The 26,972-nt window shown below is 62.9% G+C and carries 26 protein-coding genes; 12 read left to right on the top strand and 14 right to left on the bottom strand.

Features of this window, described 5'->3' with window-relative positions:
• The first annotated feature begins 106 nt into the window (after positions 1 to 106).
• Positions 107 to 1,396 (top strand): L-rhamnose catabolism isomerase, encoded by a 1,290-nt coding sequence (gene rhaI / locus ASD83_RS07900; protein ID WP_056309459.1) that lies wholly within the window; start codon positions 107 to 109, stop codon positions 1,394 to 1,396.
• A 325-nt stretch (positions 1,397 to 1,721) separates the two neighbouring features.
• On the opposite strand, the gene ASD83_RS07905 is transcribed toward rhaI, so the two are convergent.
• Positions 1,722 to 2,183 carry a DUF5680 domain-containing protein gene (locus ASD83_RS07905; protein ID WP_056309461.1) on the bottom strand — a complete coding sequence of 154 codons (462 nt, stop codon included), beginning with the start codon at positions 2,181 to 2,183 and terminating at the stop codon, positions 1,722 to 1,724.
• A gap of 114 nt (positions 2,184 to 2,297) precedes the next feature.
• The gene (locus tag ASD83_RS07910) at positions 2,298 to 3,194 is read right to left on the bottom strand and encodes a LysR substrate-binding domain-containing protein (protein ID WP_056309463.1); all 897 of its coding nucleotides are present in this window, start codon (positions 3,192 to 3,194) and stop codon (positions 2,298 to 2,300) included.
• A 122-nt stretch (positions 3,195 to 3,316) separates the two neighbouring features.
• On the opposite strand from ASD83_RS07910, the gene ASD83_RS07915 reads away from it, so the two are divergent.
• Together ASD83_RS07915 and ybaK are read left to right on the top strand one after the other, a co-directional pair.
• Positions 3,317 to 3,526, top strand: coding sequence for a hypothetical protein (locus ASD83_RS07915; RefSeq protein WP_056309466.1), 210 nt, complete (start codon positions 3,317 to 3,319; stop codon positions 3,524 to 3,526).
• A gap of 37 nt (positions 3,527 to 3,563) precedes the next feature.
• Positions 3,564 to 4,037: a Cys-tRNA(Pro) deacylase gene (gene ybaK, locus ASD83_RS07920; RefSeq protein WP_056309468.1), complete on the top strand. Its 474-nt coding sequence runs from the start codon at positions 3,564 to 3,566 to the stop codon at positions 4,035 to 4,037.
• A gap of 228 nt (positions 4,038 to 4,265) precedes the next feature.
• Here ybaK and ASD83_RS20610 read toward each other — a convergent pair whose 3' ends face one another.
• From ASD83_RS20610 to ASD83_RS07930, 4 genes are all read right to left on the bottom strand, one after another.
• Positions 4,266 to 4,412, bottom strand: a complete 147-nt coding sequence (locus ASD83_RS20610) for a DUF1127 domain-containing protein (RefSeq protein ID WP_082561012.1) — start codon at positions 4,410 to 4,412, stop codon at positions 4,266 to 4,268.
• Positions 4,413 to 4,672: 260 nt separating this feature from the next.
• Positions 4,673 to 4,804: a cytochrome bd-I oxidase subunit CydX gene (gene cydX / locus ASD83_RS20615; RefSeq protein WP_082561013.1), complete on the bottom strand. Its 132-nt coding sequence runs from the start codon at positions 4,802 to 4,804 to the stop codon at positions 4,673 to 4,675.
• 10 nt (positions 4,805 to 4,814) lie between these two features.
• On the bottom strand, positions 4,815 to 5,963 hold the full coding sequence (gene cydB / locus ASD83_RS07925) for a cytochrome d ubiquinol oxidase subunit II (RefSeq protein WP_056309470.1): 1,149 nt from the start codon (positions 5,961 to 5,963) through the stop codon (positions 4,815 to 4,817).
• Positions 5,960 to 7,558, bottom strand: a complete 1,599-nt coding sequence (locus tag ASD83_RS07930; protein ID WP_200946486.1) for a cytochrome ubiquinol oxidase subunit I — start codon at positions 7,556 to 7,558, stop codon at positions 5,960 to 5,962. Before ASD83_RS07930 ends, cydB begins: the two co-directional genes overlap by 4 nt.
• A 183-nt stretch (positions 7,559 to 7,741) precedes the next feature.
• Between ASD83_RS07930 and cydD the strand changes: the two genes are divergently transcribed.
• A complete protein-coding gene (cydD, locus tag ASD83_RS07935; protein WP_200946469.1) occupies positions 7,742 to 9,463 on the top strand; it encodes a thiol reductant ABC exporter subunit CydD in 1,722 nt (573 codons plus the stop codon).
• Positions 9,460 to 11,115, top strand: a complete 1,656-nt coding sequence (gene cydC / locus ASD83_RS07940) for a thiol reductant ABC exporter subunit CydC (RefSeq protein WP_056309475.1) — start codon at positions 9,460 to 9,462, stop codon at positions 11,113 to 11,115. The genes cydD and cydC overlap by 4 nt, the downstream gene beginning before the upstream one ends.
• 167 nt (positions 11,116 to 11,282) lie before the next feature.
• On the opposite strand, the gene ASD83_RS07945 is transcribed toward cydC, so the two are convergent.
• Positions 11,283 to 12,005, bottom strand: coding sequence for a Crp/Fnr family transcriptional regulator (locus ASD83_RS07945; protein WP_056309477.1), 723 nt, complete (start codon positions 12,003 to 12,005; stop codon positions 11,283 to 11,285).
• 202 nt (positions 12,006 to 12,207) lie between these two features.
• On the opposite strand from ASD83_RS07945, the gene ASD83_RS07950 reads away from it, so the two are divergent.
• Genes ASD83_RS07950 through ASD83_RS07960 form a run of 3 tightly spaced genes read left to right on the top strand, consistent with a single transcriptional unit; the run spans position 12,208 to position 15,078 of the window.
• A complete protein-coding gene (locus tag ASD83_RS07950) occupies positions 12,208 to 14,469 on the top strand; it encodes a heavy metal translocating P-type ATPase (protein ID WP_056309479.1) in 2,262 nt (753 codons plus the stop codon).
• The gene (gene cueR / locus ASD83_RS07955; RefSeq protein WP_056309481.1) at positions 14,466 to 14,876 is read left to right on the top strand and encodes a Cu(I)-responsive transcriptional regulator; all 411 of its coding nucleotides are present in this window, start codon (positions 14,466 to 14,468) and stop codon (positions 14,874 to 14,876) included. The genes ASD83_RS07950 and cueR overlap by 4 nt, the downstream gene beginning before the upstream one ends.
• 1 nt (position 14,877) lies before the next feature.
• Positions 14,878 to 15,078 carry a heavy-metal-associated domain-containing protein gene (locus tag ASD83_RS07960; RefSeq protein ID WP_056309482.1) on the top strand — a complete coding sequence of 67 codons (201 nt, stop codon included), beginning with the start codon at positions 14,878 to 14,880 and terminating at the stop codon, positions 15,076 to 15,078.
• Between the two features lie 217 nt (positions 15,079 to 15,295).
• Here ASD83_RS07960 and ASD83_RS07965 read toward each other — a convergent pair whose 3' ends face one another.
• Together ASD83_RS07965 and ASD83_RS07970 are read right to left on the bottom strand one after the other, a co-directional pair.
• A complete protein-coding gene (locus ASD83_RS07965; RefSeq protein WP_056309483.1) occupies positions 15,296 to 15,772 on the bottom strand; it encodes an SRPBCC family protein in 477 nt (158 codons plus the stop codon).
• Positions 15,769 to 16,113: an ArsR/SmtB family transcription factor gene (locus ASD83_RS07970; RefSeq protein ID WP_056309484.1), complete on the bottom strand. Its 345-nt coding sequence runs from the start codon at positions 16,111 to 16,113 to the stop codon at positions 15,769 to 15,771. The genes ASD83_RS07965 and ASD83_RS07970 overlap by 4 nt, the downstream gene beginning before the upstream one ends.
• A gap of 99 nt (positions 16,114 to 16,212) precedes the next feature.
• Here ASD83_RS07970 and ASD83_RS07975 point away from each other — a divergent pair, with 99 nt between their 5' ends.
• Positions 16,213 to 16,566, top strand: a complete 354-nt coding sequence (locus ASD83_RS07975; protein WP_056309486.1) for a DUF305 domain-containing protein — start codon at positions 16,213 to 16,215, stop codon at positions 16,564 to 16,566.
• Between the two features lie 123 nt (positions 16,567 to 16,689).
• On the opposite strand, the gene ASD83_RS07980 is transcribed toward ASD83_RS07975, so the two are convergent.
• A complete protein-coding gene (locus ASD83_RS07980; RefSeq protein WP_056309488.1) occupies positions 16,690 to 17,709 on the bottom strand; it encodes a LacI family DNA-binding transcriptional regulator in 1,020 nt (339 codons plus the stop codon).
• 196 nt (positions 17,710 to 17,905) lie between these two features.
• On the opposite strand from ASD83_RS07980, the gene ASD83_RS07985 reads away from it, so the two are divergent.
• The 3 genes from ASD83_RS07985 to ASD83_RS07995 are packed head-to-tail and all read left to right on the top strand — an operon-like array spanning position 17,906 to position 21,439.
• Positions 17,906 to 19,447 carry a sugar ABC transporter ATP-binding protein gene (locus tag ASD83_RS07985; protein WP_056309490.1) on the top strand — a complete coding sequence of 514 codons (1,542 nt, stop codon included), beginning with the start codon at positions 17,906 to 17,908 and terminating at the stop codon, positions 19,445 to 19,447.
• Positions 19,428 to 20,432: an ABC transporter permease gene (locus tag ASD83_RS07990; RefSeq protein ID WP_056309492.1), complete on the top strand. Its 1,005-nt coding sequence runs from the start codon at positions 19,428 to 19,430 to the stop codon at positions 20,430 to 20,432. The genes ASD83_RS07985 and ASD83_RS07990 overlap by 20 nt, the downstream gene beginning before the upstream one ends.
• 56 nt (positions 20,433 to 20,488) lie before the next feature.
• Positions 20,489 to 21,439, top strand: a complete 951-nt coding sequence (locus ASD83_RS07995; protein ID WP_056309494.1) for a substrate-binding domain-containing protein — start codon at positions 20,489 to 20,491, stop codon at positions 21,437 to 21,439.
• 95 nt (positions 21,440 to 21,534) lie between these two features.
• Here ASD83_RS07995 and ASD83_RS08000 read toward each other — a convergent pair whose 3' ends face one another.
• The 4 genes from ASD83_RS08000 to ASD83_RS08015 form a co-directional block, all read right to left on the bottom strand.
• On the bottom strand, positions 21,535 to 23,979 hold the full coding sequence (locus tag ASD83_RS08000) for an EAL domain-containing protein (protein ID WP_162249135.1): 2,445 nt from the start codon (positions 23,977 to 23,979) through the stop codon (positions 21,535 to 21,537).
• A 110-nt stretch (positions 23,980 to 24,089) separates the two neighbouring features.
• On the bottom strand, positions 24,090 to 24,869 hold the full coding sequence (locus ASD83_RS08005; protein ID WP_056309498.1) for an ABC transporter ATP-binding protein: 780 nt from the start codon (positions 24,867 to 24,869) through the stop codon (positions 24,090 to 24,092).
• Entirely contained in the window at positions 24,866 to 25,879 is a 1,014-nt protein-coding gene (locus ASD83_RS08010; RefSeq protein WP_056309500.1) for a putative F420-0 ABC transporter permease subunit, read from the bottom strand. Before ASD83_RS08010 ends, ASD83_RS08005 begins: the two co-directional genes overlap by 4 nt.
• 160 nt (positions 25,880 to 26,039) lie before the next feature.
• On the bottom strand, positions 26,040 to 26,972 hold the full coding sequence (locus ASD83_RS08015; protein ID WP_056309502.1) for a putative F420-0 ABC transporter substrate-binding protein: 933 nt from the start codon (positions 26,970 to 26,972) through the stop codon (positions 26,040 to 26,042).

Here is a 26,972-nt window from a genome sequence, read left to right on the forward strand (position 1 = left end):
TGGGAGAGGAATAGAAGGCAAGCACCGCACCATTCTTCTCCCTCTCGGGGAGAAGGTGGCGCGCAGCGCCGGGTGAGGGGGCCTTCTTCCTAGGAGGAGCAAAAAAATGACCGAACACATCATCGACGCATCCATCGTCGCCGCCGACAACGCCAAGCGCGAGGCCGATCTTCGCCGTGACTACGAAACCCTTGGCGAACGCCTCGACCGCCGCGGCATCGCCATCGACGCCATCAAGGCAAAGGTCGCAAAGTTCTCCGTGGCCGTCCCCTCCTGGGGCGTCGGCACCGGCGGCACGCGCTTTGCCAAATTCCCCGGCAAGGGCGAACCGCGCGACATCTTCGACAAGATCGAAGATTGCGCCGTCATCGCCCAGCTGACCCAGGCGACCAAAACCATCTCGCTCCATATCCCGTGGGACAAGGCCGATCCGAACCGCCTGAAGCAGGCCGCCAGCCGCTTCAACCTCGGCTTCGATGCGATGAACTCGAACACCTTCTCGGACGCCAAAGGCCAGATCCAGAGCTACAAGTTCGGCTCGCTCTCGTCCTACGACAAGGGCACCCGCAACCAGGCCATCGAGCACAATCTCGAATGCATCGAGATCGGCAAGACCGTGGGCTCAAAAGCCCTGACCATCTGGGTTGGCGACGGTTCCAACTTCCCCGGCCAGGTCAATTTCGCCGACCAGTTCGCCGCCTACCTCGACTCTGCCAAGGCGATCTATGCCGCCCTGCCGGACGACTGGAACCTCTATACCGAACACAAGATGTACGAACCGGCCTTCTATTCAACGGTCGTGCAGGATTGGGGCACCAATTACATCATCGCCAAGGAACTGGGCGACAAGGCCCTCTGCCTCGTCGATCTCGGCCACCACGCGCCCAATGTGAACATTGAAATGATCGTCTCCCGCCTTGCCCAGTTCGGCAAGCTCGGCGGCTTCCACTTCAATGACAGCAAGTATGGCGACGACGATCTCGACGCCGGCTCGGTCGATCCCTACCGTCTGTTCCTCGTCTTCAACGAGCTCGTCGATATCGAAAACCGTGACGCAAGCTTCCACCCGGCCCACATGCTCGACCAGAGCCACAACGTCACCGACCCAATCGAGTCGCTGATGCTCTCGGCTTCCGACGTGCAGCGCTCCTACGCCCAGGCACTTCTCGTCGATCGTGCGACCCTCAAGGCCGCCCAGACCGACAATGACGCCCTGACCGCCACCCAGCAGCTGCGCCACGCCTTCCGCACCGATGTCGAGCCCATCCTCGCTCTCGCCCGCTATGAAGCCGGCGGCGCCATCGATCCGCTAGCCGCCTACCGCGCCTCCGGCTACCGCGCCAAAGTCGCCGAAATCCGCCCCGCCGTCGAAGGCGGCTCCGGCGGCATCGTCTAAAGTTTCCAACGCTCCTCCCGAGTGACGGAAGAGAAGGCCCGGTGAGCAATTACCGGGCCTTTTTGTTTGTTGACTATCAACTGCTGTAGCTAGGTGCCTGCCACAGGAGTGGAGCTCCCCTCGCCCCTTGCGGGAGAGGGACAGCAATTCTGCGTCCAGCAGAATTGCAGGGTGAGGGGTTCTATCCTCCGCAATGAGTTCTGCGGTTGCACCGCATTACCCCTCATCCCAACCGAATTCGCGAACGCGAATTCGGTGACCCTTCGGGCACCTTCTCCCGCTAGGGGAGAAGGGAGACCCGGAACGCCAGGGGTGTAAGGCGACCCTAAGCCTTCACCAGCCCCCCAAAATAATCCAACCCATAGGCCTCCACCCCACCGACCAAAATCACCTCGCGCCCCCGAAACTGCCCAACCCCGCCCTCGCTTTTATCGACATATCGCCCATGCGGCCCCGTCCAATCGAACCCACCGAGAAACCGCCCCTCGCCATACATAGCGGTCAGCGCCCCCTTGATCGTCTCCCCGGCCCCCACGGCATCGATCAAATCCGGCCGCAGCACATAGCCATAGTAGCTCATCGCCCAGACCGGCTCGGCGCCGCGCCAGAGCACTTCCTGCCCCAGAAAATCCGTGCCGCCAAAGTAGCTGTCGAGATAGCGCCACGCGCCCTCGGACCAGCCGAGGTCATGGGATCCCATCCGCGAAGCCGGCGCCTTGACGCCGCCCCCGACATAGGTCGCAGCCTTGGCGCGCACGATGACGCCATTGAGTTCGTCGCGCTTCATTTTGCCTCCTCACCAGGTCGTTCGGGGAGGTCTAGCCGCGGTCCGCGACAGCTTGTGTCAGGATTTTCACGCTAGCGGCGCAACGCGCCTCTCGACGGTAACAGTCTGCTAACATTAAGCGGCTTCGCGCATGAAGGCCGTCGCCCCCAGCATCCAGTCACGGAACAGCTTGACCTTGGGCGCATTGCGCCGGTTTTCGGGATAGACGAGGTAGTAGCCGCGCCCCGCCGGCGCCAGCAGCTTGAACGGCTGGATCAGCCGGCCCGACGCGATTTCGTCGCGAAAAAGCGCCGGCGTCAGCATGGTAACACCGCGCCCGGCCATGGCCGCCGTGCCAAGCAGGCTCTGCCAATTCAGCATGCTCATCGGCCGCCCCTCGGCCGAAAAGCCCGGAACGCCGGCGATTTCGAACCACAAGGCCCACCATTCGTCCTGCGGATCGAGCATGGGCAGTTTCAAAAGGTCCGCCGGCTCCTTGACGCCACCGATGCTCTCAGCCAAAGCCGGACTAAGGAGCGGGGTGAAATCGGCCTTGAGCAGAAGGTGCGAGATCACCCCCTTTTCCGGCGCCGCCGCCAGCGTACGAATGCCGATATCGAACTCGTCATTGAGCAGATCGACCATATTGCTGGTGCTGTCGAGCCGCACGGCGATATCGGGATTGTCGATCTGAAACAGCCCCAGATTCTGCGCCAGCCATTGGCTGGCAAAGGTCGGCACGGTGGTGATCGACAATAGGCCATCGACCTCGCCCCGCGTATCGGCAAAGGCTTCGCGCATGATTTCAAAAGCCTGCCGCACCTGCGGCGCGAGGCTGTTCCCCACTTCGCTCAGCGCCACCTGCCGCGGCTTGCGCAGAAATAACGGCGCGCCGACACGCTCCTCAAGCAGCTTGATCTGATAGCTGACCGCCGCCTGAGTCATCCCCAATTCCTCGGCCGCGCGGGTAAAGCTGAGATGCCGCGCCACCGCTTCAAAAGCCCGGATCGCATTGAGGGGAGGCAGGGACATGGATAAATCCTCCTTATGTATTGGTGCTGACGTTTAGTTGGATATCAGCCGCAATCAGGCGCATTTTCTGGTTCATGTCAACCAGACGAGGACGCTGACCATAAGGCCAGCGAATGTATCAAATGTTCGCCCTGCCCAGTTTTCTTGGTTTCCTCCTGCCGCTCCCGGCCCTGCGCGAAAGCAACCGCCCGGCTGCCCGCTCGCCGCATCGCCATCGCGCCATTCATGCCCTGCGGCTCTCCCGGCATATCCTGAAGGATGCCGGCATCGAGGACTATGACACCATTCTCAATGACCCCCGCTGGGTCCAGCGCCCCGATCTTGAGCGCTGAGGCTTGAGCTTTGCCGCGACAGCGGTAAAACAATGCCATGTCCAAGACCACGCCCGCCACGCAGGCCCTCATCAAGGCCGGCATAAATTTCACCCTCGCCAATTACGATTATGACCCGAACGCCGAACGTGTCGGGTTGCAGGCCGCCGAAGCCATGGGCGTGTCGCCGGGCGAGGTGTTCAAGACCCTCATGGCCGAACTCGACGGCAAGCCGATCTGCGCCATCGTGCCTTCCGACGAGGAGGTCAATATGAAGAAGTTGGCCGCCGCGCTCGGCGGCAAGTCCGCTCACATGATGAAGCCCGCCGACGCCGAGCGTCTGACGGGCTACAAAGTCGGCGGCATCAGCCCTCTCGGGCAGCGAAAACCGGTCCCCACCGCACTCGACGAAATGGCCCAGCTCTACGACGAAATCTTTCTCAACGGCGGCCAACGCGGCTTGCAGATCCGCATCAAGCCGGACGATCTGGTCAAGGCGCTTGAGTGTATTGTGGCGGATTTGACGCGGTAAATAGCACGAGCGCCGAAGCACCCCCTCCCATCCTCCCCCATCAAGGGGAGGTGCTGTATCGAGTTTGGGATGAGATTTCGTCAAGACCACCGGCCGGACACCTCCCCCTTGATGGGGGAGGGTGGGAGGGGGTGGAGCAACACGCTCGACACCTACAGAAGGCTCTTCAAAAACGACAAAAGGCGCCCGGGAGGACGCCTTCATCATTACTACCGATTTGCCTAAAGCTTAGGCGGCGTAGGTACCGCGCGCGATCGACTTGATGTCGGAGCGGGTGATGCCCAGGTCGTTCAGCTGGCGCGTGTCGAGCGAGTTGAGCTCGCGCAGGGTGCGCTGGTAACGGGCGAAATCGGCGATCTTCTTGGCAATGTTCATTTTAATTCCCCTTCGTTTGATGACCTCTATGTAGACCGGAGGGGTCGTGATTAGTAGATGGACCTTCTGCACATCCGTTATGCACTCAGCGCACAGAAATAAGGCATATGGTTCATATTCGGTTTAGGTGGATTTCTGACCGAATTCCCCGGCCTAGTCGACCAGCCCCACCCAATCCATTGAATTAAAAAGCAAAAACCGGGTCCTGCTCGCGCAAAACCCGGTTTTGTAATTTTTGACCAAATGGTACGACCCATGCGCTAGCGGGCGATCGGCTCCCGCCCTTCCTCACGCGCTATGCGTCTATCCTCGCGCATTTCGAACCACATGGCGTTGAGAATGCCAAAAGTACAGGCAAGGCCGAGGCCGAGAATCCAGGAAAAATACCACATCGTCTCTCTCCTAGTAGGCGTTGGGGTTGTTGTTGAGGCTGGTCGTCGTCACCGGACCGCGCATCACCCGGAAGACATAGCCGGTATAGAGGATGATGATCGGCAGGAAGAACGCAGTCACCAAGAGCATGATGAACAGCGTCGTGTGGCTCGAAGATGCATCCCACAGCGTCAGCCCGGCCTGCGGCACGCTCGAAGACGGCAGCAGGAACGGGAACAGCGACAGCCCGGCCGTCGAGATAACGCCGAATATACCGGCACTGGTCGCAAGCAGCGGCACCAACTTCCAGCGGGCATTGAGCCCCAACACCGCCATTGCCATGCCGGCAAACCCGATTACCGGCGCGGCAATCATCCAGGGATAGGCGCCGTAATTGCTCAACCAGCCGCCACGCACCAATTCCACCGTCTTGGCGAGTGGATTGATCGGCGCATTGGGATCGACCACGCTGGTAATGACATGACCATCGATACCGAAGGCCACCCAGACGCCGCCGAGAGCAAAGAGAACGATCGTCCCCAGCGCCGCCCAGATGCCGATAGTCCGCGCCCGTTCGGCCAACAGCCCGTCCGTGCGACCCACGATCACCGAAGCCCCCTGCGTCACCAGCATGCCAAGGCTCACAAGCCCACAGAGCAGAGCAAAGGGCGTCAGCAGCAGGAAGAAATTGCCGGTATAGAAAGAGCGCATCGTATCGTCGAAGTGGAACGGCGCCCCGAGGATGACATTGCCCACCGCCACGCCGAAGATCAGCGAGGGCACCGCCCCGCCGATAAACAGCGCCCAGTCCCATGTCGCCCGCCAGCGGGCGTCGGCAATCTTGCCGCGGAACTTGAACCCAACGGGCCTGAGGATCAGAGCCAGCAAAATAACGATCATCGCCAGGTAAAAGCCCGAAAAGCTCACGGCATAGAGCGGCGGGAAGGCGGCAAAAATGGCGCCGCCGCCCAGCACCAGCCAGACCTGATTGCCTTCCCAGGTGGGACCAACCACGTTGAGCAGCACGCGCCGCTCATCATCGGTGCGCGCCGCAAAAGGCAGCAGCGCGCCGACGCCGAGGTCCCGCCCACCCATGATGGCAAAGCCGATCAGCAACACACCGAGTAGCAGCCACCAGATGAGCCGCAGGGTTTCATAGTCGAGTGGAATGGTGCTCACGATCCGAGCTCCTTAGTCGCGGGGGTAGCGGGAAGAGCGGCGACAACGAAGTCGTCGACATCCGGACTATCGATAAAGAAGTGATCCTTGGGCCCGGCTTTGACGATTTTGACCATCAGCATGATCATGATGACGAACAGCACCGTATAAAGCAGCGTGAAGAAGCTGAGCGAAATCACCAGGTCCCAGAAGTTGAGCGTCGAAGCCGCATAGAAGGTTGGCAACACCCCTTCCACCACCCAGGGCTGGCGGCCGAATTCGGCGATGAACCAACCCGCCTCGATGGCGACCCACGGCGTCGGCAGCAGGAAAAAGCTCAGCCAAAGGAGGTTCTTGTTGCTGTCGAGCTTGCCCGTAGACGCCTTCCAGAACCAGAACGCGAAGAAGGCGATAAAGAAGAACCCAAGCCCCATCATGATGCGGAAGGTCCAGAACAGCGGCCAGACATCGGGCACGGTGTCCTCCGCCGCCATGGCGATTTCGGCGTCCGTGGCGTTGCCGACATCCTCGCGATATTTTTTGAGCAAGAGCCCATAGCCGAGATCGGCCCAGTGCTCGTCAAAGATCGCGCGCGCGTCCTGGTTCGTGCCATCGGCGCGGATGTCTTGCAGCGCATCATAGGCAATCATGCCCGAACGGATACGCAACTGCGCATGCTCGGTCAGTTCCTCGATGCCCAGCAATTCCTCGTCCAGCGAACGCGTGGTGATGAGGCCACCGACCCACGGAATCTGGAGCGAAAAGCTCGGCGCGCCGCCATCTTCGCCCGGTAGCGCAATCACCGTCCAGGGCGCAGGCGCCTCTTCGGTGTGATAGCTCGCTTCAAGCGCCGCGATCTTCATCTTCTGGTGCTCGGTTGCGACATAGCCGCTTTCGTCACCCAGCACGACGACCGAGAGAGCGCCGGCCAGACCGAAGCTCGCCGCCACGACCATCGAGCGCTTGGCGATCTCCACATGTTTGCCGCGCGCCAGATAGAAGGCCGAAATGGCAAAGATGAACACAGCGCCGCAGACATAGCCGGCGCTGACCGTGTGCACGAACTTGGCCTGCGCGACCGAGTTGAACAACACCGCCATGAAGTCGGTGACTTCCATGCGCATGGTGTCGGGATTGAATTTCGACCCCACCGGGTTCTGCATCCAGCCATTGGCGATGAGGATCCACAGCGCCGAGAAATTGGTGCCGAGCGCGACGAGCCAGGTCACGACCAGATGGCCCACCTTGCTCATACGGTCCCAACCGAAGAAGAAGAGACCGACAAAGGTGGCCTCGAGGAAGAAGGCCATCAGCCCCTCGATCGCCAGCGGCGCGCCGAAGACGTCGCCGACATAGTGGCTATAATAGCTCCAGTTCATGCCGAACTGGAATTCCATGACGATGCCGGTGGCGACACCCATGGCGAAATTGACGCCGAACAGCGTGCCCCAGAAAATCGTGGCCTTGCGCCAGATTTCTCGGCCGGTCATCACATAGACGCTCTCCATGATGGCCATCAGCATGGATAGCCCGAGCGTCAGCGGCACGAAGATGAAGTGATACATGGCGGTGGCGGCGAATTGCCATCGCGAGAGTTCTACGACAGTCATGTCGATCATGGCAGGTCCTGCCTTGCTGCTGCTATGGGCAGCCACGAACGGACTGCCTCTGCCTCTCTCATCGCGCAACGCGGCAATACGCGCCTTGACCTAGATCAAGGTGCGTTGCACGACATCATCCTAACAAAACCAATAAGACCGAGGCCCCCGAGCCTCGCATCCTAGCCAAGCAAAAACCAAGTGACCCCGCAAGACAAAGCTGCCGGCAAGGCCCTATCGCGATTGCAACGCCATGGCCGTGCGGCCCTATGGCTGGCGATAGCGCTGCCGCTGGTCTCGGGTGGCCTCCTCGTCTGGCAGGCCTCCAGCCTTGCCAATGTCATCGGCCGCGCCATCGAGGGCGGCGAGACCATCGACGCGCTCCTGCCAAGCGTCGCGCTCATCCTCGCCCTCCTCGTTTTCCGCGCCGGCCTTTCGGCACTGGGCGATTGGCTCGGCACCTTGGCCGCCGAAAACATCAAGCGCGATCTCCGCGACTCCCTGTTTTCTTCGCTCCTTGCCCGCTCACCACGCCGTCAGGATCAGCCGGCTTCTGGCGCTGCGGTCACGGCCATTGTCGATCAGGTCGAAGCGCTTGACGGCTTTTTTGCGCGCTATCTGCCTGCCTCGGCTCAGGCCGCGCTCTTGCCGCTGGTCTTTGGCGCCATTATTTTTCCGCTCGATTGGGTCGCCGGCCTCCTGTTCCTCGTCAGCGCGCCGCTCATTCCCCTTTTCATGGCGCTGGTCGGTTGGGGCGCCCAGGCCGCCACTGACCGGCAGGCCCAGGCCCTCACCCGCCTTTCCGGCCGTTTCGCCGACCGCTTGCGTGGCCTTCTCACGCTCAAACTGTTCGGCCGCGAAGCCGCCGAAGTGCATGGCATCGTCTCGGCCAGCGAGACGCTACGCCGCCGCACCCTAAAAGTGCTCGCCATCGCTTTCCTCTCCTCCGCTGTCCTCGAATTCTTCGCCGCCCTCGGCGTTGCCGGCGTGGCTCTTTATCTCGGCCTCACCTTCATCGACTTCCTGCACCTGCGCTCCTCGCCCCTGACTTTGGAGCTGGCGCTGTTCCTCCTCCTGATGGCGCCCGAGGTCTATAATCCGCTGCGTCTCCTTGCCGCGCATTACCACGACCGCGCCTCCGCCAAGGCGGCCCTCGTCGAAATCGAACGCCAGCTGGGCGAACTGCCCGCCGAGCCGACGCCCCTCGCCGACATCGCCCCACAATCGGGCAAGGCCATCGCGCTTGATCTCTCCGGCCTCACGCTCCGCACCCCCGATCGCCAGCGCGTCGTCCTCGCCGATAGCGCCCTCAAGATTGCCGCCGGCCAGCACGTCGCCATTCTCGGCCCCAGCGGCCAGGGCAAATCGACCCTTCTCGAAGCGATTGCCGGCCTCCGCGCCGCCGAAGGCGATATCCTGCTCGATGGCCGCACCCTCGAGAGCTGGCCCGAGGAAGAGCTGCGCGCCCGCACCTTCCTCCTCACCCAAAAGCCGCGCCTGCTTCACGCCAGCATTGCCGAAAACATCGCCCTCGCCCGGCGCGATGCCACGCGGCAGGATGTCGAACGCGCGGCCGAACGGGCCTGCATTACCCAGTTCGCCGCCGCCATGCCGCGGGGCCTCGATACCCTCATCGGCGAAGACGGCATCGGCCTTTCCGGCGGTCAGGCCCAGCGCGTCGCGCTGGCCCGCCTGTTCCTCCGCGATGCCGGCCTCATTCTCCTTGATGAACCCACCGCCCATCTCGACGCGGCGCTCGAAGCCGAAATCATCTCGGCCATTCTCGACTACGCCAAGGGCCGCACGCTTGTCGTCGCGACCCATTCGCATGCCGTCGCCACGCGCCTCGGCAAGGCTTGGCGCATTGCCGGCGCCTCCCTGCTGCCGGTAGTCCTCCCCACGCATCAGCAAGGTGTCGCATGAGTGTCTTTGCCATGCTCGCCCCGCTCTTCCGCCGCCGCCTCGGCGCGCTGTCGCTGGCCCTCCTCCTTTCGGCCATCACCCTTGCTGCCGGCATTGCCCTTCTCGGCACCTCCGGCTGGTTCATCACCGCCACGGCGCTGACGACGCTCGGCCTCGGCTTCAATCTCTTTGTGCCCTCGGCCCTCGTCCGCGCCTTTTCCTTCATCCGCATTCTCGCCCGCTATGGCGAGCGGTTCGTCGGCCACAACGCCACCCTGCGTCTCCTCTCCGATCTACGCGGTTGGCTCTTCGCCGCGCTTTTCCCGCGCCTGCCGCTCTCGGATCGTTCCATTCGCCACGGCGACCTCGTCAGCCGCCTGACCGCCGATGTCGATGCGCTCGACGTCGCCTTCCTCGTCGCCATTGGCCCGATGCTCGGCGCCCTGCTCATGGGCGCCGCGGTCACTGGCGTGCTGATCGTCTTCCTCCCCTCCGCCGCCCTCGTCTATGCCCTTGCCGTCGCCAGCGCCGTCTTCCTCGTCCCTGCCGCTCTCGTCATCTCGGCGCGAAAGGTCGGCCGCGAGGTGGTCAGCGCCGCCGCCGACACGCGCATCTCCGTCTATGACGCCATCAGCGGCCACGCCGATCTCACCATTTTGGGCGTTTTGGGCACCGCGAGAGACCGCTTCTCCGCCTTCGCCCGCCGCCTCTCCGAGCGCCGCCTGACCCTTGCCGCTCTTACCGGCGCTGCCGCCATGGCCGTACAGGTGCTCGCCGCAATCGCTCTCATCGGCACGCTCTGGACCGGCCTCGTCGCCCACGAAGCGGGCGCCCTCGACCCCGCAGTCTTCGTCGGCTTGGTCCTCGCCGTCCTCGGCAGTTTTGAAGCCACCGCCGTCATCATCCGCAGCGTCGGCAAATCCGCCGCCGCCCTCGCCGCCGCCGAACGCCTCACCGCCCTCGCCAACCTGCCGCCGGCCATCGTCGAACCCGACCTGCCCCTGCCCTTCCCCGAAGGCCAGAAGATCGGCTTTTACGACGTGCATTTTTCCTATGATAGCGGCGCGCCTGTTCTCAACGGCGTCACCCTGACCATCGTCCCCGGCGAGCGCGTCGCCATCACCGGCCCCAGCGGCGGCGGCAAATCGACGCTGCTCCGCCTGCTCCTGCGTCTCAACGAACCACAATGCGGCGACATCCGCATCGGCAGCACCGCGCTCCACGATATCGCCAGTGCTCAGGTCCACGCCCATATTGCCCTCCTCAGCCAGGACAGCCCAGTCTTCATCGACACGATCCGCAACAATTTGCGCATCGCCCGCCCCCTCGCCGATGACGAGGCCATCTGGGCCGCGCTCGAAGCGGCAAAACTCGACACATTCGTTGCCGCGCTACCCGAGGGCCTCGATACGGTCCTCGGCGAAGCCGGCCGCACGCTCTCGGCTGGCCAGATGCGCCGCTTGTGCCTCGCGCGCACCCTGCTCTCGGACGCGCCGATCATCCTTCTCGACGAGCCCACCAATGCGCTCGACCGCGCCAATGAACTCAGCTTTTTCGAGACACTCGCCGAAGCCACCAGGGGCCGCACGGTCATCATGGTCACCCACGCCACCATTCCCGACTGCACGGTGGATCGCGTTCTCGAAATGCGGAATGGCAGACTGTCGGGATAACTTACGTCACCGCGCTTGCCGTCACCCCCTCCCATCCTCCCCCATCAAGGGGGAGGTGTCGTATCGAGTTAGAGGCACTGTCTCGCCCCACCCACAGTCCTGCACCTCCCCCTTGATGGGGGAGGATGGGAGGGGGTGCTGGGAGCCCGGATCTCCGTGAAAACCCCTTACCCGCAGCGCAGCCGCAGTTGCGCCAGATCGGCAATCGTCACATGCCGGTAATTGGCGATCTCGATCACCTTCTCGGCCTTGAGTTTGGTGAGCTGTCGACTCACCGTTTCGATGGTCAGCCCCAGAAAGTCGGCAATATCCGCCCGGCTCAACGGCAGGTCGAACGTTACCAGCGCTTCCTCCTCCGTCGGGTCGATATGGGTCGCCAAAAGGTACAAAAAGCTCGCCACCTTTTCGGCCGCCGTCTTGCGCCCCAGCGTCACCATCCAGTCGCGCGCCTCGTCAAGCTCACGTAGCGCCTGCATCATGATCCGGTGCTCGACCGGGCCACCCGCCGTCATCAGCGCCTCGAGCGGCGCCTTGGGGATCATGCACAGTTCAACGTCCGACGCCGTTTCCGCCGTCACCCGGCTTTCGCTGGCAAAGGGACGGCCCAGTAGATCGGGCGCAAACTGCAGCCCCACCACCTGCTGGCGCCCGTCTTCGAGCACCTTTGTCAGCTTCACCACGCCTTTGAGCACATTGGCATAGGCCGCGATCGGCATGGCGTCTGCCATGATCTCCTGCCCCGGCTCGCGCCGCACGCGCCGCGTATGCTTGGAAATGGCAAGCAGCTGCTCGGCGCTCATGGCCCCGCAAATACCCTGATGCCGCGCCTCACAACTCTGGCACAGGATCGGCAATTGCGAATTGTGGATGTCTTTGCGAACCGTCTGCATGGATCAAGCTCCTGACAGCGCATGAAATAGGCTCGCAGCGCTCAGAATATAATCAGGAGATTTGTCGCTGTGCCAACAGGTCGCATCGTTGAAGCCACAATTGTTTTCCCGACGACATCACCGGTGAGGAAAAGAAGTCTCTTCGCCTCTTGACCTTACCATGATGGGAAGGTCTATCTACATGAGGACGGAGTAAGAACCCATGACAGCACACGTCCATCACACCCATTCGCCTACCCCTGTTGCCATCGATATCGAAGGCATGACCTGCGCCTCCTGCGTGTCGCGGGTGGAGAAGGCGCTTCTAAAGGTTCCCGGCGTCGAGGCGGCATCAGTGAACCTTGCGACCGAACGCGCCACCGTGAGCGGCGGGCAAACCGAAGCCTTGCTGAAAGCCGTCGAAAAGGTCGGCTACAAGGGCAGCCTGCGTCAGCCCGATCACGCCGCGCACGATCATAGCCACCACCACGACGAAGACGCGGCCATCCTCCGCCGCGACGTCATCATCGCCGCCATCCCGACCGTGCCGCTTTTCGCGGTCGAAATGCTCGGCCACCTCTACATGCCCTTCCACATGTGGCTGATGTCCGTCGGCTCGATGGACGTCCTCTACGTCACCTATTTCATCCTCGCGAGTTTCGTGCTCTTCGTCCCCGGTCTGCGCTTCTTCAAGGTCGGCATCCCCGCCCTCCTCCGCGGCGCGCCCGAGATGAATTCGCTCGTCGCCCTCGGCGCCGGTGCAGCCTGGCTCTTCTCCACCGTCGTCACCTTCGCCCCCCAGCTCGTGCCGGCCGAAACGCGCTATGTCTATTTCGAAGCTGCCGCCGTCATCGTCACGCTGATCCTTGTCGGCCGCTGGCTCGAAGCCATTGCCAAGGGCCGCACCGGCGAAGCCATCCAGCGCCTCGTGCGCGAACAGGCGAAAACCGCCCGCGTCGAGCACAATGGCATGGTCCATGAAATGCCGATCGAACAGGTGAAGGTTGGCGACATCATCGTCGTCCGCCCCGGCGAAAAGATCGCCGTCGATGGTGAACTCGTTGACGGCACCAGCCACGTCAACGAATCCATGATCTCCGGCGAACCCCTGCCCGTCTCAAAGAAAGCCGGCGACACCGTCATCGGCGGCACGCTCAACACTTCGGGCAGTTTTCGTTTCCGCGCCACCAAGGTCGGCGGCGATACCATGCTGGCCCAGATCATCCGCATGGTCGAAGAGGCCCAGGGCGGCAAGCTGCCGATCCAGCGTACCGTCGACCTCATCACCGCCTGGTTCGTGCCCGCCGTCATGGCCCTCGCCGCGCTCACTTTCATAGTCTGGTTCGTCTGGGGGCCCGATCCCGCAGCAACCTTCGGCTTCGTCAATGCCGTCGCCGTGCTGATCATCGCCTGCCCCTGCGCCATGGGCCTTGCCACGCCGACGTCCATTATGGTCGGCACCGGCCGCGCCGCCGAGCTCGGCGTGCTCTTCCGCAAAAGCGAAGCCCTGCAGCGCCTGCGCGATGCCGATGTCGTTGCCTTCGATAAGACCGGCACGCTCACCGAGGGCAAGCCTGTTCTCACGGACCTCATCCTCGACGATGATTTCGAGCATGACGAGGTTCTGTCGCTGGTCGCCGCCGCCGAAAGCCGCTCCGAGCATCCGATTGCCCTGGCCATCGTTGCCGCTGCCGCCAAGGCAGGCCTAACCCTGCCCGAGTTGGAAAACTTCGACTCCGACCCCGGCCACGGCGTCGTCACCACTATTGGTGGCCGCAAGGTACAGGTCGGCTCCGCCCGCATGATGGCAGGTCTCGACCTGTCCGACTTTGCCGAGACACTTCAGCGCCTCGCCGACGAAGGCAAGACCCCTGTCTTTGCCGCAGTGGATGGAAAAATCGCCGCCGCCATCGTCGTCGCCGACGTCGTAAAACCCTCCAGCAAGGCCGTCGTCGCGCGCCTTCATGCCATGGGCCTCAAAACGGCAATGATCTCGGGCGACAACAAGCGCACCGCCGCCGCCATAGCCGCCCAGCTCGGTATCGACGAGGTGCAGGCCGAAGTCCTCCCCGCCGACAAGGTCGCCGCCATCAAGGCTCTCCGCGGCGGCGGCCGCACCGTCGCCTATGTCGGCGACGGCATCAATGACGCCCCGGCCCTCGCCGAAGCCGACATCGGTATTGCCGTCGGCACGGGCACCGACGCCGCGATCGAAAGCGCCGACGTCGTCCTCCTCGGCGGCAATTTGCAGGGCGTGCTCAACGCCCTGACGGTCAGCCGCGCCACGATGAAAAACATCTGGGAGAACCTCTTCTGGGCCTTTGGCTACAATGCCTTGCTCATTCCGGTTGCCGCGGGCGTTCTCTATCCCGCCTTCGGCATTCTGCTTTCGCCCATGCTCGGCGCTGGGGCCATGGCCCTCTCCTCGGTCTTCGTCGTCGGCAACGCCCAGCGCCTGCGCGCCATCAAGGGAGAACATGCATGAATATCGGCCAGGCCGCCGACGCCTCGGGCGTATCGGCGAAAATGATCCGCTATTATGAGCAGATCGGCCTCATTCGCCCGCCCTCGCGCACCGGCAGCAATTATCGCGTCTATGGCGGCGACGAGGTGCACGTCCTGCGCTTCATCCGCCGCTCGCGCACCCTGGGGTTTTCCATCGAGGAAACCAGCGCCCTCCTCGCCCTCTGGCAGGACAAGACCCGTGCCAGCGGCGAAGTGCGTGACATCGCCTCAGGCCACATATCGGCGCTCGAAACCAAGATTGCGGAACTGGAATCCATGGTCGGGACATTGAAGCATCTCGTCCATTGCTGCCACGGCGACAACCGCCCCGATTGCCCCATTCTCGACGACCTCGCCGGGACACATTCCAAGACCAAAGGACACTGACATGGCCGACAAAACCATTTTCACCGTCAACGACATGACCTGCAGCCACTGCGTCGGCACCGTCCGCAAGGCGCTCGAAGAGGCGCTCCCAGGCGCCGAAATCAGCGTCGACCTCGATACCCACAAAGTGAGTTTTACTGGCGACCGCGCCAAGGGCGAAGAGGCGATCAAGGAGGCGGGCTACACGCCGGAAGCGGTCTGAACCACCGGCCCCAACCGAATTCGCCACGGCGAATTCGGTGCCCCCCTCGCCCCTTGAGGGAGAGGGACAGGATTTTCGCGTTCAGCGAAAATCCAGGGTGAGGGGTATTCTATCCTCCGCAGAGGAGCGAGTGAGGTCACCGCAAGAATACCCCTCATCCTCCCCTTCGGGGCACCTTCTCCCTCAAGGGGAGAAGGGAGAACGCGGCTCCCGTGGTTTACTCCCAATCCCCCTCCACAAACCGCCCAAGCTTATCAAGCAGCTCATTTGTCCCCTCTTCCCTCAGCCGCCCGCCATCATCGAACCCATCGAGATAGGCGCCCATTTCCGTCATTTTCAGCACCGTGAAATCGCCATCCGCGGTCAGCTCAAACGTCGAGACCGACACCGAAATCCGCACGTCGTCCAGCGTCATGAAATAGGAATAGACGATCCGCTCATTGGGCACGATGTCCTGATAAACCGCCCGAAACGCATGCACCGGCCCGCCTACGGGACCACCAATGCTGGTTTCCACCCCGCCAATGCGGAAATCCATGGTCTGTTCGTCCTTGCCCCAGGTCTCGGGCGGGGTGAACCACTGCGCCTTGGCGCCGGGCTCGGACAGCGCGCGATAGACCCGCGCCGCGCTCGCCTTGTAGCGGCGCTCCAGCACAAAGGTCGCGTGGCTGACGCTGCGCTGTTTTTCGCTCATTTGCCCTCTTCCTCGTCGGCCGTCGCCGCCAGATATTCGCCCAGCCGATCGAGCCGGTTTACCCACAGGGTCCGGCGTTCATTGAGCCATTGCTCGGCCTGGCTCAGCGCTTCCGGCTCGATCTTGCAGGTGCGCACGCGCCCCACTTTCTGCGAGGAAACCAGCCCGCTCGCTTCCAGTGCCTGCAGGTGCTGCACGACGGCGGGCAGTGACATGTCGAAGGGTTTGGCCAGTTCACTGACCGAGGCCGGACCGCGGCTGAGGCGGTCGATCATCGCCCGCCGCGTCGGGTCGGCCAGCGCCTGGAACATCAGGTCGAACTTGGGATTTTGGTTAAGCATGGAATTAAGTAACAATTCCGCCAGTTGCGTGTCAACGGCGCTTGACCTTGCCATCTGGCAAGCCCGCAATTGTGTGGGGCATAACCAAAAGGTGGCCCAATGAAAACCGCTTCCCTCGCTCTCGCCTTCGCCCTTTTCGCCCTTCCGGCCCACGCTCAGGACGCCCATGCCGGCCATGGCGCAACCGCCGCCAGCGAGTCGGCCGCAACCATCGGCTATCGCGACGCCAATGCGCGCATGCACGAGGGCATGGACATTGAGTTTTCGGGCGATGCCGACGCTGATTTCATCCGCAGCATGATCCCGCATCACCAAGGCGCCATCGACATGGCCCGCGTCGTGCTCGAACACGGCAGCGATCCCGAGGTCCGTAAGCTAGCCGAAGAGGTCATCACGGCTCAGGAAGGCGAAATCGTCTGGATGCAAGAGTGGCTGAAAGCCAAGGGCCTGTAAGACCGCAAAGCGCCGTCCCCGACACCACGCACAAACTCGATTGTCACCCCGGCGAAGGCCGGGGCCCATCCTGAGATCTCGAGATGGATCCCGGCCTTCGCCGGGGTGACAGCTGGTGGTACCCTACCCCACCCGCGCCACGGAGTTTCGCACGATCAACTCGGCCCTGAGCAGCACCTGTTGCTCGTGCGGCTTTTCGCCCGCCAGCAGTTGCAGCAGCAGTTCCATCGCCGCCTCGCCGATCCGGTGGCGCGGCTGCTTCATCGTCGTCAGTGAGGGCGTCACAAAACTCGAAAACGAAATATCGTCAAAACCCATGATGGAGAACTGCCGCGGCAGATCATAGTGCCGCGCATTGAGCGAGATGATCACCCCGAGCGCCGTCGCGTCGTTGACGCAGAAGAACGCCGTCGGCAGCACATCGCGCACGAACATCAGTTCCGCCGCCGCGCGCCCGCTCTCGGTCGTGCCATCGCCATCGATGATCATGCGCGGATCGACCGCGATCCCGGCCCCCGCCAGCGCCTTGCGATAGCCCTCTTCCCGCAGGCGATTGACCTCGCGGCTGCCTGATCGCCCGACAAAGGCGATGCGCTTGTGCCCCTGCGAGATCAGGTGCTCGGTGGCTATCCGCGCGCCCTCAAAATTGTCGACACCGACAAAGGGCACGTCGGCATTGGGCACCGGCTCGTTGACCGCCACCATGGGCGGCAAGCGCCCCTCCGTCCCATCTTGCCCAAAGCCATAGGGCAAGTGTCCGGTGAAAAGGATCAGCCCATCCGCCTGATTGGAGCTGATGAAGCGCAGATAATCCGTCTCGCGGCTAGCGTCGTTCTGCGTATTGCCGATGAGTACGCCATAGCCGCGCTTGCTGGCCTCGGTTTCGAGCCCCACCAGAATATTGGAAAAGTTCGGGTCGCCCACGTCGGGCGCGAGGATCAGAATCATGTTGGATCGCCGCATGCGCAGCGACCGGGCCATGGCATTGGTGGTGTAGCCGGTGCGGGCGATCGCCTCGGTCACCTTGCGGCGCGTTTCGTCGGCAACCTTGGTGGGCTCGTTGAGGGCGCGACTGACCGTGGCGATGGATACGCCGGCAAGTGCCGCAACGTCTTCTATCGTAGCCAGTTTCTGGTGCTGCACTCGTAAAGCCCCGCACACAACTGGCGCCCGTTTCCCTGCCTCTAGCAGATGCAACGCGGAGCGCCAGACCCTCCCCAGAGGCTTACCCTCTTTTGCCTCTGTGTAAACCTTTACATCATTCATGAAAACCTTTACATCATCACATCAGGGACGAAGAGCCGGGTCAACGGGCCGCGTCCAGGGGAGGGGTTTTGCGATGTCATCAGCCGAAGGCACACTTGCGCCTGCCGTTCTGTCGGCCAATCGCATTTCCAAATCCTTTGGCGAAATCCCGGTGCTGTTCAGCATCGATTTCGACATCAAGCCCGGCGAAGTGCACGCCATCATCGGCGAAAACGGCGCGGGCAAATCCACCCTCATAAAAATCCTCTCGGGCATCGAACAGCCGACCTCGGGCTCCATCACCTATGATGGCGAAACCGTCACCTTGCCGCCCGATGGCAAGGCGGAAGCCATGGGCATCGTGCTCATCCACCAGGAACTGAACCTGGCCGAACACCTCACTGCCTCTGAGTCCATCTTCCTCGGCCGCGAGATCAAGCGTTTCGGTTTTCTCGACCTCGGCGCGATGCGCAGCAAAGCCGCTGAACTGATGGACACGCTGCACGTCCGCGTCGATCCCGATGATCGCATCAACACCCTCTCGGTCGCCGACAAGCAAATGGTCGAGATCGCCAAGGCCATCAGCCGCGATGCGCGGGTCCTGATCATGGACGAGCCCACGGCCGTCCTCTCAGTCGCCGAAACCCAGACCCTTTTCGAGCAGATCCGCCGCCTCACTGCGCGCGGTGTCGCCGTCATCTTCATCTCGCACAAGCTCGACGAGATCATGGAGCTGGCCGACCGCGTCACCGTTCTCCGCGACGGGCAGTTGATCGCCACCGTCGGCACCGAGGCACTGACCCCCGACTCCATCGCCCAGATGATGGTCGGCCGCGAACTCTCCAACCTCTATCCACCCAAGCACGAACCCGATGTCGATGCGCCCGTCGTCCTTGGCGTGCGCAATCTCACCGCCAAGGGCGTTCGGGATATTTCCTTTGACCTGAAGCGCGGTGAAATTCTCGGCTTTGCCGGCCTTATCGGCTCGGGTCGCACCGCTGTCGCCGAGGCCATTGTCGGCCTCACCCACCGCACCGGCGGCGACATAACGCTCGATGGCAAACCGGTCAATTTCACCCAAGTGGCCCAGTCGGTCGATGCAGGCCTTGCCTATATGACCAAGGACCGCAAGGGCAAAGGCCTCTTGCTCAATATGGGTCTGCGGCCAAACCTGACTCTCCTCACGCTCAAAAAACACATCAAGGGCGGCTTCCTCGATGGGGCGAGCGAAGACCGCGCCCTCGAGCGCGCCGTCCGCCGGTTCGATATCCGCGCCCGCGATGCTTCCGTCGCCGTCGGCCGGCTTTCCGGCGGCAACCAGCAAAAGCTTATGCTGGGCAAGACCATGGAGAGCGAGCCCGAGATCGTCATCATGGACGAGCCGACCCGCGGTATCGATGTCGGCACCAAGCAGCAGATCTATCACATCATCGCGGCCCTCGCCGCCGAGGGCAAATCGATCATCCTCATCTCCTCGGAAATGCAGGAAGTGATCGGCCTTAGCCACCGCGTGGTGGTGATGCGCGAAGGCCGCCTGACGGGCGTGCTTGAAGGCGCAGAAATAACCGAAGCAGAAATCATGCGGTACGCCGCGGGCATCAAGCAGAGTGGAAACGATGAGCGTATCAGCGCCTGATATTCCGGCAAAAACCAAGCGCGGGTTTCGCCTCGATCTCAAAACGGTCGGGCCGCTGCTTGCGCTCGCCCTTCTGGTCTTGCTCGGCATCTCGCTCAACGAGAATTTCCTGAGCTACAATAACCTGACCAATGTCCTCGCGCGGTCGAGCTTCATCGGCATCATCGCCATCGGCGCCACCTTCGTCATCACCGCCGGCGGGCTAGATCTCTCCGTCGGTTCCATGGCCGCGGTCATTGCCGGCGTCATGATCATGGTGATGAATTGGCTGATCCCCACCATGGGCATCGGCTGGGGCGTGGTGCTGGCCGGCATGGCCACCGGCATTCTCCTCGGCGGCGTCGCCGGCACGTTTAACGGCATGATGATCACCCGAGGGCGCATCGAAGCCTTTATCGTCACCCTCGGCACGATGGGCATCTTCCGTTCGCTCGTGACGTTCCTTGCCAATGGCGGCACACTATCGCTCAATTTCCAGGTCGCCGACGTCTATCGCCCGGTCTACTACGACGGCCTTCTGGGCGTGCCGTGGCCGATCATCGTCTTCGCGCTCGTGGCCATCGCTGGCGAAATCACCATGCGCTACACCGCCTTCGGCCGCTATTGCGCCGCCATCGGCTCCAATGAGCAGGTGGCCCGCTATTCCTCGATCAATGTCGATAACGTCCGCCTTCTGACCTACATCCTGCAAGGCGTTCTGGTCGGCGTCGCCGTGTTGCTCTATGTGCCCCGCCTCGGCTCGGCCTCCAGCACCACGGGCGTCCTCTGGGAACTCGAAGCCATTGCCGGCGTGATCATCGGCGGCACCACCCTCAAGGGCGGCTATGGCCGCATCTGGGGCACCGTCGTCGGCGTCGTCATTCTCGGGTTGATCGGCAATATCCTTAATCTCCAAAACCTCATCAGCCCCTATCTCAACGGGGCATTCCAGGGCGTCATCATCATTCTCGCGGTCATGCTGCAACGCGGCCGCAAGAACGCCTAGAGCGCTTTCGGCAAAAGTTTACATCGCCCAAAAAGGGCATTTCGGGAGGACTACGAATGAAACTGGCAAAATCCCTTCTGGCATCGGCCGTTATCGCCGGCAGCCTCACGGGCGCAGTCATTGCCCAGGACAAGGTGACCATCGGCGTTTCCGTGCCGGCGGCCGACCATGGCTGGACCGGTGGCGTCAATTACTTCGCCCAGGACGCCATCAAGCGCCTCGGCACCACCTATCCGAACGTCGAGTTCGTCTTCGCTTCGGCGCCTGATGCGCCCAAGCAGATCGCCGATATCGAAGACATGGTTTCCACGCGCGGCATCGACGCCCTCGTCATCCTGCCCGGCGATCCGGACGCCATGACCTCGGCCATCAAGCAGGTCAAGGACGCCGGCAAGTTCGTCACCGTCGTTGATCGCCAACTCTCGATCGATGGTGTCGAAGACCTCTATGTCGCCGGCGACAATCCGGGCCTCGGCGCCAATGCTGCTGCCTATATCAAGGAACAGCTGCCCGAAGGCGGTAACATCGTCATCCTCCGCGGCCTGCCGATCCCGATCGATCAGCAGCGTTTCGATGGTTTCATGTCGGGGATCGAAGGCTCCAACATCACCGTTCTCGACGACGAATTCGCCAACTGGAACCGCGATGACGGCTTTAAGGTCATGCAGGACTTCCTGACCCGCTTCCCCGACATCAAGGCAGTGTGGACCCAGGACGACGACATCTCGCTCGGTGCCATCGAAGCCATCAAGCAGGCTGGCCGTGACAAGGATATGTTCATCGTCGGCGGCGCCGGCATGCAGCAGATCCTGCAGGCCGTGGCCGATGGCTCTGCCCTGACCCCGGTCGATGTTTCCTACAGCCCGGCCATGATCGCCACGGCGATCGAGCTGACGACGTCCCACCTTGTGGGCGGCGTCCACGTCAACGGCCGTTTCGTCCTCGAATCGACCCTGATCACCAAGGACAACGCTGCCGAGTTCCTCGATCCTAACAGCCCGTTCTAAGACGAACTGAAACAGCAAAAGCAAAGGGCGCCTAGGCGCCCTTTGTCGTTTCAGCAGTAGCTCCCACCATGAGGGCTACTGACCGCCAAACACCCCTAGGCAATCGCCGCCAGTTCGCGTTCCTCTTCCCATTCCATCCGCCCCGGCCGGCCCAGCAAAAAGCCCTGCGCCTCGTTGCAGCCTTCGAGCCGCAGCACGTCGAGTTGTTCGCGCGTCTCGACACCCTCGGCTAGCACCGGCACGGAAAGGCTGCGGCCCAGCGCCAGAATGGCGCGCACGATGGCCTTGGACTGCTCGGAATGTTCGACCTCGGCCATGAAGGAGCGGTCGAGCTTGATCTTGTCGAAGGGGAAGCTGCGCAGGGTTTCGAGCGAGGAATAGCCCGTGCCGAAGTCGTCGATGGCAATGGAAACGCCCATGGCGCGAATCTGGCGCAGCGCATTGAGCGCCCGCTTCTTGTCCGAAATGATGGCGGTTTCGGTCACTTCCAGTTCCAGCCGCTCCGGGGCAAGGCCGGTTTGATAAAGCACCATTTTGACGAGATCGACGAGATCGGCCTGGGCCAGTTGCAGCGCCGAAACATTGACTGCGATCTTGTAAGGATCAGGCCAGCTGGCCGCTTCCTCACAGGCCATGCGCAAGACCCAGGCGCCGATGGCATTGATGGCGCCGCATTCTTCGGCCACCGGAATGAAATCGGCGGGCGATACGGGGCCATGCCCCGGCCGGTCCCAGCGCAACAAGACCTCAAAGCCGGTAATAGCGTCCGTCGCGACCGATTTCTGAACCTGATAGGCCAGATCGAAGCCGCCGATATCGATCGCCTCCCAGAGGTCCTTGGCCATGGAGCGGCGCTGGCGCGCGCTCTCGTCCATGCCGCTTTCATAGTAGCAGATACGGGCCTCGAAATCGGCCTTGGCCCGATACATGGCGAGGTCGGCATTGCTGAGCAATTTTGAGCGATCCGCGCCGTCCTGCGGATAGGTGGCGACCCCGATGCTGCCGCTCGTGGCCACTTGAATATCCTGATAATCGACTACGCCGAACAGCACGCCCTCGATGCGATGGAGGAAGTCGCGCAACTGGTCGATGCTGCCAAAGGGCTTTAGCGCCGCAAATTCGTCGCCACCGAGGCGCGCCACGACTTCGCCGGGCTTCAATACGGCGGTGAAGCGTTCGGCGAGAACGCGCAACACCTGATCGCCGGTCGCGTGGCCATAGCTGTCATTGATGTCCTTGAAGCGGTCGAGGTCCACGGCGACCACCCCGACCTGCCCGCCCTCTTCGCCGGCCTCACTCAAAGCCCGTTCAAAGAGATCATCGAACCGGGCGCGATTGGGCAGACCCGTCAGCGTGTCATGCTGGGCGAGATGGGCAATAGCCGCCTCGCTGCGCTTGCTCTCGGAAATATCCTCCATCAGCGTCACCCAGCGCCCGTCGCCGGTCGGGTTGTGCTGCACGCGCAGGAAGCGCTGACCATCGAAGCTATGCACGGTCTGGCCGCCCCGCGCCGCCAGTCCGCGATGTTCGGCGGCAAGGGCCGCGGCGAGATCGGGCCGCGCCGCCGCATCCCCGGATGCGACCCGGCGGCTTGCCACCTCGCAAATCACCTCGAGCGTCCGCCCTTCAAGATCGGTCCCGGCCGGTAGCGAGAGCAGTTCGACCAGCCGGTCATTGTAGAGCAGCACGCGGCCGTCGGCCGAAAACAGCGCCAGCCCCTGCCCCATATGCGTCAGCGCCAGTTCAAGCTTCTGGCTTACCGAGGCAAGCCGGTCAGCATCGGCCTTTTGGCGCAGGTCCTCGCGCTCGGTCCGGCGACGGTCGGCTTCATCGAGCACGATACTGCCCAGCGCCGCGCCCAGAATAAAGAGCGTGATCAGCGCCACGATGACCGACATCACGCCGCCATCGATTTCCGCGCCGTCATGCAGCAGCGGCAGGCAATTGCTGAAATCCGCCGCGCCCATGGCGGTAAAATGCATGGCGCAGATCGCCAGCGTCAGTAGACCCGCGCCGGAAAACAGGCGTGCGCGCCCCGCGCCCATGGCCGTGACTACGGCAAGGCCGGAGATGACGATACCGGCCAGGATCGAGAGCCCCACAAGCCCATTGTTCCAGAGCAATTGTCCCTCGAGCAGCAGAGCCGCGATGCCGACATAGTGCATGGAGGAAATGCCGACGCCGATCACCGCGCCACCCAGAAACCGGTCGGCGGTTCCGGTCGCGCGGATCGCCATGGCAAGGCCGGCGCCGCAAATCCCAATGGCAATCAGCAGCGAAACGCCGGTGAGCAGGATGTCATATTGCAGCGCAAAGCCCGGCCGGAAGGCGAGCATGGCGACAAAATGCGTCGACCAGATCCCCAGCCCCACCGAAAGAGCCGAGACGGTCGTCCAGATCAGCCGCGCCCGCTTCTCCATTCGCATCGCGTGGCGCAACAGGCTTACGCAGGCATAGGCTGAAAGCAGGCAGACCAAAGCGGCAAGCGCGACGAAAACGAGATCATGGCCGCGGAAGAAAAAATCGAGAACGGCAAGCACGGCACACATCCGTAAAGTTACGGAGCGGACACTAGAAAGCCGCCCATTACGGATCGGTTACGCCGAACGCCTTTCGATCGGAATGCTGAACCGCCGGTAAAGTCGCGTTGCTAAACCGTGCCCTCATAGGCAATCACCGGCCCACCTGGCCCCTCGATCAGGCGGGCCCGCACGCCATAGACCTCGGCCAGCAGGTTTTCGCGTAAAACCTCGGCCGGCCGTCCTTCGGCCACCACCTGGCCCATATGCATGACCACCAGCCAATCGCAAAAGCGCAGCGCCAGATTGAGATCGTGCAGCGCCAGCAGCACCGTACCACCGGCCCCGGCAAGCTCGCCCAGAAGGTCCAGCACCTGCAATTGGGCGCGAATATCGAGATGGCTCGTCGGCTCGTCGAGCACCAGCAATTTCGGCTCCTGCGCCAGCGCCCGGGCAATATGCACCCGCTGCTGTTCCCCGCCCGAAAGCGTGTTGAACTGGCGCGTGGCAAAGCCGGCCATATCCACTTTTGCCAGCGCGCCCGCCACCAGTGCCTCGTCGTCGGCCCCGAGCCCCGCGGCCCACGTGGAAATATGCGGAATGCGCCCCAGCGCCACGACATCGGAAACGCTGAGCCGCTCCTCGGTGCTCGCCGATTGCTCGACATAGGCGCAGATACCGGCCCGCTCCCGCCTCCCCATAAGCGCAAGGTCCGCGCCGTCGAAATTCAGCGACCCGGCTTCCGGCCGCTCCAGACCCACGATGGCCGAAATCAGCGTCGATTTCCCAGCCCCGTTCGGCCCCACCAGCCCCGTCACTTTCCCCGCCGGCGCTGAAAAACCAGCATTGCCGACAATGCTCTTGCCGCCGCGGCTGATATCGACACCCGCAATTTTCAGCCCCTCCCTCATGTCACCCGCCTGAAGCGCATGAGGATCAGGAGGAAGGCCGGGGCCCCGACCAGCGCGGTGACAATGCCCACCGGCAATTCGCGCGGATCGAACAGCGTCCGCGCCATGGTGTCGGCCCAGAGCATGAAAATGGCGCCGACCAGCATGGAGAGCGGCAGCAGCCGTCCATGGCGCGAGCCCACCGCCAGCCGCACCGCATGCGGCACGACGAGCCCGACAAAGCCGATGGCCCCGCCAATGGCCACCATCACCCCTGTCAACAGCGCCGAAGCGCCGAGCAGCATCCAGCGCAGCCGCGCCACATCGACCCCAAGGCTCGCCGCCGCCTTGTCGCCAAAGGCAAAGGCATCGAGTCCCCGCGCCGAAATCAGCATGACCGGCGCGCAGACCAGAAGGCTCACCACCACCAGCCCCGCATCGAGCCAGCTCGACCCACTCAGCGAGCCCATGAGCCAGGAGAGGATTTCGCGATAGGAATCCCCCGTCGCCGACCAGAAAATGATGAAGGAGGTCGCAGCGGAAGCCAGAGCCGAAATGGAAATGCCCGCCAAAATGGCCCGCACCGGCGTCGCCCCACCCAACAAATGTGCAATGAACAGCGCCAGCACCAAAGCCGCCAGCGACCCCACAAAGGCCCCGATCGGCACCAGCAGCGCAAAACCCATCACCACCAGCGTCACCGCCCCCAGCGCCGCCCCGGATGACAGCCCCAACAAATACGGATCAGCCAGCGGATTGCGCGTCAGCGCCTGCATCACCACCCCAGCCAGCGCCAGCCCCGCCCCAACCCCCATGGCCGCGATGACCCTTGGCATGCGCAGGTCCCAGACAATAGCATCGCGCAAGCGCGACACCGGGCTGTCGGGCACGAACCCAAGATGGTGGAGGATCGTCGTCCAAACCTCGGTCGGCGTGATGTCGGCCGGGCCGAAGGTGACGGCAATGGTCGCACTTGCGATGAGCAGGAGCCACAGCGCGATATAGGCGGTGGTTTGGAGCGAGCGGGTCAAACGGAGCGTGGGGCAGACACCCCCTCCCAACCTCCCCCATCAAGGGGGAGGTGCAGATCGCGTTTGTGGCAACGTTTCATCGCATCCACAGGTGCGGCACCTCCCCCTTGATGGGGGAGGTTGGGAGGGGGTGACGCCGATCTCGCCCGGATCGCCAAACCTAAAACCTCAACCCAGCCAACTGCCCAGCCATATCCACCACCGCCGGGACATTCCTGATCCCCGCCTCGGACGCCGGGAACGGCACAACCAGATAGCGCTGATTGATCACCGCATCGAGTTTTGACGTAATCGGATTTTCCGCCAGCAGCTTCTTCTTCGCCTCCGCCGAGTTCCAGGCCGCATCGACCAGCACGATCACATCGGGATTGGCATCGACCACCGCTTCCCAACTCGCCGCCGTCCAGCCCTCGTCTACTCCGGCAAAAATATTCGTTAGGCCCAGCGCTTCCAGCATCATGGCCGGCGCGTTGCTCCCCGCGCCCACATAGGGTGCCTTGGTGCCCGAGGAATACCACACGGCGCTCAGCCCGCGCGTATCCCCCGTGACCCCAGCCAATGCCGCCTGCTGCTCTGCCACGAGCGCCCCCGCCCGGTCCTCGACATCAAAAATCGCCCCCATCTCGGCGATCTCGGCAAAGAGATGATCGAAACTCAGCTTTGCCGGTTTCACCGACCGACAGGCCGCTGGCGCCACATAGGACGTTACCCCAAGCTCAGCCAGCATCGGCCGCTCGCCGGCACCGTCGGCAGCAAAATTGCTCTCCCAGCCGCCATAGACGAAGTCCGGCTCGGTTTCGAGCACCACTTCCTGCGAAGGCAGTTTTTCCGACAGCACCGGAATGTCACTCCCGCCCAGCCCTTCGGGCAACGGCCCATCAAGGAACGCGAAGCCCACCACCTTGTCTCCAAGCCCCAGCGACAGCAGCAGTTCCGCCGCCGTCGACTTGATCGCCACCACGCGCTGTGGCGCCGCCTCAATGGTCAGCGGAAAGCCGCAATTGTCGAGGCTCAGCGGATAGTCGGTGGCTGAGGCCGGCACGGCAAGAAATCCGGCCGCCGCGGCGGCCAGCAGAGAAAGTGAATGACGCAT

The organism is Devosia sp. Root685 (assembly GCF_001427875.1).
Lineage (GTDB): Bacteria > Pseudomonadota > Alphaproteobacteria > Rhizobiales > Devosiaceae > Devosia.

Bases quoted from the DNA above. Each gene is read 5' to 3' on its own strand.
- ASD83_RS07990 (WP_056309492.1), top strand. From the start codon at position 19,428: ATGAGCGTATCAGCGCCTGATATTCCGGCAAAAACCAAGCGCGGGTTT.
- ASD83_RS08005 (WP_056309498.1), bottom strand. From the start codon at position 24,869: ATGAGGGAGGGGCTGAAAATTGCGGGTGTCGATATCAGCCGCGGCGGC.
- cydC (WP_056309475.1), top strand. From the start codon at position 9,460: ATGAGTGTCTTTGCCATGCTCGCCCCGCTCTTCCGCCGCCGCCTCGGC.
- ASD83_RS07905 (WP_056309461.1), bottom strand. From the start codon at position 2,183: ATGAAGCGCGACGAACTCAATGGCGTCATCGTGCGCGCCAAGGCTGCG.
- ASD83_RS07985 (WP_056309490.1), top strand. From the start codon at position 17,906: ATGTCATCAGCCGAAGGCACACTTGCGCCTGCCGTTCTGTCGGCCAAT.
- ASD83_RS07915 (WP_056309466.1), top strand. From the start codon at position 3,317: ATGTTCGCCCTGCCCAGTTTTCTTGGTTTCCTCCTGCCGCTCCCGGCC.
- ASD83_RS08015 (WP_056309502.1), bottom strand. From the start codon at position 26,972: ATGCGTCATTCACTTTCTCTGCTGGCCGCCGCGGCGGCCGGATTTCTT.
- ybaK (WP_056309468.1), top strand. From the start codon at position 3,564: ATGTCCAAGACCACGCCCGCCACGCAGGCCCTCATCAAGGCCGGCATA.
- cueR (WP_056309481.1), top strand. From the start codon at position 14,466: ATGAATATCGGCCAGGCCGCCGACGCCTCGGGCGTATCGGCGAAAATG.
- ASD83_RS07995 (WP_056309494.1), top strand. From the start codon at position 20,489: ATGAAACTGGCAAAATCCCTTCTGGCATCGGCCGTTATCGCCGGCAGC.
- ASD83_RS07910 (WP_056309463.1), bottom strand. From the start codon at position 3,194: ATGTCCCTGCCTCCCCTCAATGCGATCCGGGCTTTTGAAGCGGTGGCG.
- ASD83_RS07950 (WP_056309479.1), top strand. From the start codon at position 12,208: ATGACAGCACACGTCCATCACACCCATTCGCCTACCCCTGTTGCCATC.
- ASD83_RS07965 (WP_056309483.1), bottom strand. From the start codon at position 15,772: ATGAGCGAAAAACAGCGCAGCGTCAGCCACGCGACCTTTGTGCTGGAG.
- cydX (WP_082561013.1), bottom strand. From the start codon at position 4,804: ATGTGGTATTTTTCCTGGATTCTCGGCCTCGGCCTTGCCTGTACTTTT.
- ASD83_RS20610 (WP_082561012.1), bottom strand. From the start codon at position 4,412: ATGAACATTGCCAAGAAGATCGCCGATTTCGCCCGTTACCAGCGCACC.
- ASD83_RS07975 (WP_056309486.1), top strand. From the start codon at position 16,213: ATGAAAACCGCTTCCCTCGCTCTCGCCTTCGCCCTTTTCGCCCTTCCG.
- ASD83_RS07970 (WP_056309484.1), bottom strand. From the start codon at position 16,113: ATGCTTAACCAAAATCCCAAGTTCGACCTGATGTTCCAGGCGCTGGCC.
- rhaI (WP_056309459.1), top strand. From the start codon at position 107: ATGACCGAACACATCATCGACGCATCCATCGTCGCCGCCGACAACGCC.
- ASD83_RS07960 (WP_056309482.1), top strand. From the start codon at position 14,878: ATGGCCGACAAAACCATTTTCACCGTCAACGACATGACCTGCAGCCAC.
- ASD83_RS07945 (WP_056309477.1), bottom strand. From the start codon at position 12,005: ATGCAGACGGTTCGCAAAGACATCCACAATTCGCAATTGCCGATCCTG.